Origin of the sequence: uncultured Albimonas sp. (genome assembly GCF_963977235.1) — a bacterium.
In the GTDB taxonomy this organism is placed as follows: domain Bacteria; phylum Pseudomonadota; class Alphaproteobacteria; order Rhodobacterales; family Rhodobacteraceae; genus Albimonas.
The window spans coordinates 21,047-27,192 of the sequence record NZ_CAXBOD010000059.1 but is presented as its reverse complement, the minus strand read 5'-3'; the positions used below and the strand labels follow the sequence as shown (position 1 = coordinate 27,192).

Here is a 6,146-nt window from a genome sequence, read left to right as displayed (position 1 = left end):
CCGCCGGCGCCCCTGCGCCCCACGCGCCGCCGCCCGCAACGCGCCGCGCGCGCGCCGCCCCCAGCCGGCGCGCCGCCCGACGCGGCGCCCCTTCGCCGCAGGCGCCCATTCCCTCGCTTGGCTCCCTCCGCGCCGCGGTGCATACTCTCGCCCCTGCGCCCGGTCGGCGCGCCGACGCCGGGTCCCGCACGCGCGCGCCTCCCGCGTCCGACGGCGCACCAAAGGGCCAGTCGGCCCCGGGCCCCGCCAAGCCCTCGAAGGAGATTCATGACCGTCGCCGACCGCCTCGAAGAGGACCTCCGGGGCCTCTTCGCGCACTATCCCTCCGACCGGAGCGACTCCGGCCGGCTCCCCGACCCTGCGCCCGACGCAGCCGTGGAGCAGGGAGAGGCGCCCGGCGCAGAGGCCGCGGTCGCCGCCGTCGAGCGTCCCTCCCCCCCGCTCAGCCCCTCGCCCAGCGCCGTCCCCCCCACGCCCGAGCGCATCTTCGACGAGGCCATCGATTCGGAGGGCCGCCTGCGCCCCCACTGGCGCGGGGTGATCGAGTGGGCCGGCCGCGCCGGACCCGAGGGCTACGAGGCGGTGCTGACCGAGAACCGCCGCCTGCGCCTCGAATCCGGCGTCGCCTTCGACCCCGCCGGCGCCTCCGACGCCATGGCCGCCGCCGCCGACGCCTTCCCCGTGGTGATCGCGCCGGAGGAATGGGAGACGATCTCGCTCGGCGTCGCCCAGCGCGCCCGCCTGATCGAGGCGGCGCTGCGCGACCTCTACGGCCCGCAGAAAGCCCTGAAACAGGGCTGGCTCCCCCCCGGCCTCGCCTTCGGCAACCCCGACTTCGCCCTCTGGCGGCGCGACTGGCCCGACCAGGACGCGCCCTGGCTGACCCTGTTCGAGGTCGACCTCGCGCGGGGCGCCGACGGGCGCTGGATGGTGCTCGCCGACCGGGTCGACAGTCCGCTCGGCGACGGCTGGCTGATCGCCAACCGCGTCGCCGCCTCGCAGTCCTTCGCCGAGCCGTTCCTGGGCGGGCGGGTGCGCCGTCTCGCCGGCCACTACCTCGCCCTCCAGCAGCTGCTCGAGGACGCGATGGGGCCCGACGGGCGCGTCGCCCTGCTGTCGGGCGGCAGCCGCGATCCGCGCTACTTCTCGCACGCCTATTTCGCCCGCTACCTCGGCGCCGCCCTGATCGAGCCCGGCGACGTCACCGTCCGCCACGGCGCCGCCTACGTGAAGACGGTCGAGGGGCTCAAACCCCTCTCGGCGCTGCTGCGCGGGGTGCACTCGCGCCACCTCGACGCCCTTTTCGCCCCCGACGAGGCCGCCCCCGGGGCCCCGGCCCTCTCGCTCGCCGCCCGCTCGGGCCGCCTGCGGCTGGGCAATGGCCTGGGCTCGGGCGCCTTCGCCTACCGCGCCATGGCCCCCTTCGCGCATATCCTGTGCGAGAACCTGCTGGAGGAGCCGCTGATCCTCCACGACGCGCCCTGCCTGTGGATGGGCGACGCCCGCGCCCGCGAACAGGCGATGGACGAGCCCGAGCTCTGGCGCCTCGAACGCATCACCCGCGGCCCGCTGACCGAGCGCGGGGCCCCGACCCTGACCATGCGCGACCGCGACGCGCTGCACCGCTTCCTGCGACGCTCGGGCGACCGGCTCGCGGCGGTGGCCACGCCGCCGCTGTCCACCACCCCGGCCTGGGTGGACGGCGCCCTGGCCCCGCGCCAGTGGATGATGCGTGTCTTCGCGGGCCTGACCCCCAAGGGCTGGTCCGTCGCGCCCGGCGGCGTCGCCACCCTGGTCGAGCCCGGCTGCCCGCCGCCCCCGCTCGCCTTCGGCAAGGACGTCTGGATCCCCGCCCGCACCGAGGCCGAGGCCCGCACCGCCCCCAGCCTCGAGCGTCGCCTGGCGGGAACCCACCTGCGCCGCACCGGCGGGGACCTTCTGTCCCGCGTCGCCGACGACCTGTTCTGGCTCGGCCGCACCACCGAGCGCGCCGACGGCACGCTCCGCGCCCTGCGCGTGGTCATCGACCGCATGCTCTCGGGCCAGGAGGAGGACGAGAGCCCCGAGGTCCTCTCCGCCATCCTCGAGATCCAGGCCGGTTCCGACGCGCGGCGCACCGGCATGGTGCGGGTGCGCGACGCCATCGCCCGGCTGACCGCCGATCCGCACGAGCCGATGGGCATCGCGGCCCTCCTGTCGGGCCTGCGGCGCACCGGACAGCGGGTGCGGCCGTATCTGTCCGAGGAATCCTGGCGCTCGATCGACCGGCTGTGCTCGGACAAGGGCTGGAAGATGCCGCCGCCGCCGCAGAACGCCTCGGCGCTTCTCAGGCTGATCGACGACAGCCTGCTGGCGCTGGCCGCCTTCGCCGGCGCCACCCACGAGAACCAGACCCGCAACCACGTCTGGCGATTCCTCGAACTCGGCCGCGGGATCGAGCGCGGGCTGACCTTCGCCCGCGCCGCCGACGCGCTCGCCGGCCGCAGGCGGGACCCCGACGAGACCTGGCTGCGCGCCTGGCTGACCCTGCTCGACAGCCGCTCGGCCTACCGCACCCGCTACATGACCACGCCGGCCCCCGCGCCCGCCGTCGACCTGCTGATCCTCGACGAGCGCAACCCCCGCAGCCTGGTCTTCCAGCTGATGCGCCTCGAGGAGGCGCTCGAGCGTCTGCCCTCCCCCGGGCCCCGTCGCTCGCGCGAGCTGCGGCTGGCGATGCGCATGTTGATGGAGATCCGCCTCGCCGACCCCGAGGCGCTGGCCGAGGAGGACGAGGACGGCGTCCGCCCCCGCCTGCGCACCCTGATCCAGGACGTGCGCGCGGCGATGGCCGAGCTGTCGGACGAGCTCGCCCGCTCGTTCTTCGCCCACACCCAGAGCCATGCGCAGGTGCAGGCCCACCAGCGCATCATGCCCCTTCCGGAGGGCGCGGCATGAGCCGCCTGCGCGTCCGCCACGAGACCCGCTACGTCTACGGCGCCCCGGCGGCGTTCTCCCAGCACCTGCTGCGGCTGACGCCCCGCGACCGCGCCGACCAGAAGGTGATCTCCTCGGAGCTGACGGTCACGCCGGATCCGCAGGAGCTGGAGTGGTTCGAGGACGGTTTCGGCAATCGCCTGGGCGCCGCAACGGTCTACGAGCCCCACGACACCCTGGCGATCGTGGCCGAGACCGTGGTCGAGCGTCTGCCCGTCCCCGAGATCCTGCCCGGCGCCTCGATGCCCTGGGAGGATGCGGCCGCCGCGGCCGCCGCGCCCTCGGGCCTCGCCGCGGCGCTGTTCGCCTTTCCCACCCGCTACACCGACGCCGACGACGCGATCGAGGCCTACGCCCGGCGCATCTTCGCGCCCGGCCGCCCGGTGCTGGAGGCGGCCCGCGAGCTGTGCGCCGCGATCCACGCCGATTTCGCCTATGCGCCGGGGGCGACGGGGGCGGACACGGTCGCCTCGGCCAGCTACGCCGCGCGCGAGGGCGTGTGCCAGGACTTCGCCCATGTGATGCTGGCGGCGATGCGGGCGCTGCGGCTGCCCTGCGCCTATGTCTCGGGCTACCTGCGCACGATCCCGCCGCCGGGCCAGGCGCGGCTGATCGGGGCGGACGCGACCCACGCCTGGGTCTCGGTCTGGGATCCGGGGCTGGGGTGGATGCAGCTCGACCCGACCAACGACATGGAGCCGGGGCCCGACCACGTGCTGGCCGCCACCGGCCGCGACTACGCCGACTGCGCGCCGGTGACGGGGCTGGTGGTCGGCTCCGGGCGCCAGATGCTCTCGGTTTCGGTGGACGTCGCCGCGGTGGACGAGGCGGGGGTCGAGATCGTTCCCGAGCCGGTCGCCGAAGCCGGCGCGCCCGAGTCGCCGCTCGCCGACTCATCGGACAGCCCCTCCGGCGGTTCCGCCGCCACGACCTGATCCGCCGCGCTCCGCCGGACGACCGTGGTCCGGGGCGACCCGGAGAACTCGGGACAGACATGGGCGCAGCCCAGGCACGCGTCTTCGCCCGCATCCGCGATCACCCTTGGCAAAGGAGCGGATCGCCTCGCCCCCCGCCTGCGCCGGCAGAGGTCCGCCAGGTTCTCCTTGCGCGAGATCCCCTCGGGCCAGCCCGAGCCGTCGTCCAGCAGCCCGATCGGCGCCGCCTTGCTCTCGCGCAGGGCGGCGAGGTCCTCGTCGATGTCGTCTGACCCCGGAGCGCGCAGGCGGAACGGCCCCAGGCGCAGCCGCGCGCGGGGGCGGCGTCGGGGCGGCCTCGTCCCCGATGAGCCGGGCCTCGCGCTTGAAGAAGGCGTCGGCGGCCCCCCCGAAATCGGGAACCAGCTCGCCCTTGGCATGGACCTCGGGCATGTAGCGAAAGCCGCCCATGGTCATCCGCATCAGGTGATCGCCGGCCTCGATGGGCGGATACTTCTTCAGCGCCTCGGGGGGCGGAACGTCTCCGGCGGCGGCGCCGCCGCGTTGCAGTTCGGCCCGAAGACCGGCGGGCAGGAGAGCCGCTCCGTTCCCTGGTTCGGCGCCCGGGGCCGGGTCTGTCCCCAGCGCCCGCTCGACCAGGCTCCGGCGGTCGGCGGCGCCTCGACCCACGGATCGCGCGCGCTCATCACCCGGGGCCCCCGGCCGCCATGCAGGATGGCGAAGCACTCGAAATCCGAATGGCTGCCGACGCCCACGCAGGCCGGCGGGCGGGGCAAGTCGTTGGGCGCCCAGCGCAACAGCCGAGGCTGGATGGCGGGACAGTCGCGCTGCGCGCGCAGTGCGGCGGCGTCCAAGCCCAGCTCAAAGGCCAGGCAGACCGGCATCCGCAGGCTCAGGGCGCACACCGCCTCGCGGCCGGTCGAGACGGCGTCCCGCCACCTCGGGAACTCCGGCCCCACGTTCGAGCCTGCCATCCGCCAGCAGCCAAGGAGGTCGGGATGGACCGCCGGCGCCTCGCAGCCCCATGTCCCAGGCTTCATTGAGGGTGATGCGCCTGGAGAGTTGCGAGCCGTTCGCCTCGAACGGCGCATCGCCGCCGCGACGAGGCTCCAGGGTCTCGGATGGCGTCAACGCCCCACTATTTTGCAATGCTATTGACCAGATACTCGGCTTCGCCTGCTATCTCGCCAAACTTGCGCGACCGCCTGCACCATCGGAAGGCAGACACCCCGCCTTCCGCCCGCCGCGCCCAGCGCCCCGACTGAGCCCGGGCGCGCCAGGACCTCCGCCGGAGGCTCACCGCTTCGCCCCAGCGCCGATCCCCCTCGCGCCCGGACGCTGGCACGCGCCCTGCATGTCCCGATCTGCAATCCGGCGCCCGACCGGGACACCCGGCCAACAGGGCCCCGCACCCCGCCGACAGGAAAGCGCCATGACCTCGCGCCCCGTTCCGCCCGCCATCGCCCGCACCGGCGCCGTGCGCATCTCCCGCCGCACGATCCTGGAGGGGCCCGCCGGCATGGCCCATCTCTTCGCCGCCTCCGGCCTCGGCGCCCCGGCGCAGGCGCGCAGACTGACGATCGGCTCCCAAGGCGGCTGCTTCGAGACCGCCTTCAACGAGCACGTCTTCCGAAGGTTCACCGAGGCGACCGGGATCGAACCCGTCACCCAGCCCAACTCCTCCGACGGGCTCGCGACCATTCAGAACGCGGCCCAGTCCGGCTCGGGCCCCGCGGACCCGTCTCTCCATGCCCGCGACCGATGATCCGGGCCTCGCTCGGCGGCCGCCTGCTGGCGCCGCTGCAGCCTGCGGCGATGCCCAAGGCCGAGGGGCTCGACCCGAAGTTCCTCCGCACCGCCGACACCGGCCCGGTGGGGGTGTGCTGGCTCATCTCAATGGTGGCGAAGGAGGGCATCGTCGCCGGGGTCGAGAAGGCGGCCGAGCCCAGGCCCATCGCCGCGCCCTGGCGGTCGGACGAGTTGCAGAGGGAGCAGGGGATGAAGACCGAAAAGTCTGCGGCCTTCGACCTTTCCTCCGATCCGGCGACCCAGGCGCTGATGAGCCGGAGGATCGGCGCCGCGTCGCTGCTGCCCCAGGCATCGACCCACCTCTCCGACGAGGAGGTCGCCGCCGTCTCCGGAACCCCAGCCATCCCGCCCGCCTGCGCGCCCTATCTCGACATCGGCGAGTGCATCAAGGCGACGCGGGAGACGATGCCGGCGGCCGCCTGAGAG

General features: G+C 74.7%; 5 protein-coding genes. 4 read left to right on the top strand and 1 reads right to left on the bottom strand.

Annotation, left to right across the window (positions count from 1 at the left end; genetic code table 11):
* Positions 1-267: 267 nt before the first annotated feature.
* Both AAC134_RS19720 and AAC134_RS19715 read left to right on the top strand, forming a co-directional pair.
* Complete coding sequence (locus AAC134_RS19720) at positions 268-2,937, top strand: circularly permuted type 2 ATP-grasp protein (protein WP_339950845.1); 2,670 nt, start codon at positions 268-270, stop codon at positions 2,935-2,937.
* Complete coding sequence (locus AAC134_RS19715; protein WP_339950844.1) at positions 2,934-3,911, top strand: transglutaminase family protein; 978 nt, start codon at positions 2,934-2,936, stop codon at positions 3,909-3,911. The genes AAC134_RS19720 and AAC134_RS19715 overlap by 4 nt, the downstream gene beginning before the upstream one ends.
* A 497-nt stretch (positions 3,912-4,408) precedes the next feature.
* On the opposite strand, the gene AAC134_RS19710 is transcribed toward AAC134_RS19715, so the two are convergent.
* Complete coding sequence (locus AAC134_RS19710) at positions 4,409-4,951, bottom strand: hypothetical protein (protein ID WP_339950843.1); 543 nt, start codon at positions 4,949-4,951, stop codon at positions 4,409-4,411.
* 392 nt (positions 4,952-5,343) lie between these two features.
* Here AAC134_RS19710 and AAC134_RS19705 point away from each other — a divergent pair, with 392 nt between their 5' ends.
* The gene (locus AAC134_RS19705) at positions 5,344-5,676 is read left to right on the top strand and encodes a hypothetical protein (protein WP_339950842.1); all 333 of its coding nucleotides are present in this window, start codon (positions 5,344-5,346) and stop codon (positions 5,674-5,676) included.
* Positions 5,673-6,143, top strand: a complete 471-nt coding sequence (locus tag AAC134_RS19700; protein WP_339950841.1) for a hypothetical protein — start codon at positions 5,673-5,675, stop codon at positions 6,141-6,143. Before AAC134_RS19705 ends, AAC134_RS19700 begins: the two co-directional genes overlap by 4 nt.
* The last annotated feature ends 3 nt before the right edge of the window (positions 6,144-6,146 follow it).

Coding starts and splice junctions, on each gene's coding strand:
- AAC134_RS19705 (WP_339950842.1), top strand. CDS start 5,344: ATGACCTCGCGCCCCGTTCCGCCCGCCATCGCCCGCACCGGCGCCGTG.
- AAC134_RS19715 (WP_339950844.1), top strand. CDS start 2,934: ATGAGCCGCCTGCGCGTCCGCCACGAGACCCGCTACGTCTACGGCGCC.
- AAC134_RS19720 (WP_339950845.1), top strand. CDS start 268: ATGACCGTCGCCGACCGCCTCGAAGAGGACCTCCGGGGCCTCTTCGCG.
- AAC134_RS19700 (WP_339950841.1), top strand. CDS start 5,673: ATGATCCGGGCCTCGCTCGGCGGCCGCCTGCTGGCGCCGCTGCAGCCT.
- AAC134_RS19710 (WP_339950843.1), bottom strand. CDS start 4,951: ATGAAGCCTGGGACATGGGGCTGCGAGGCGCCGGCGGTCCATCCCGAC.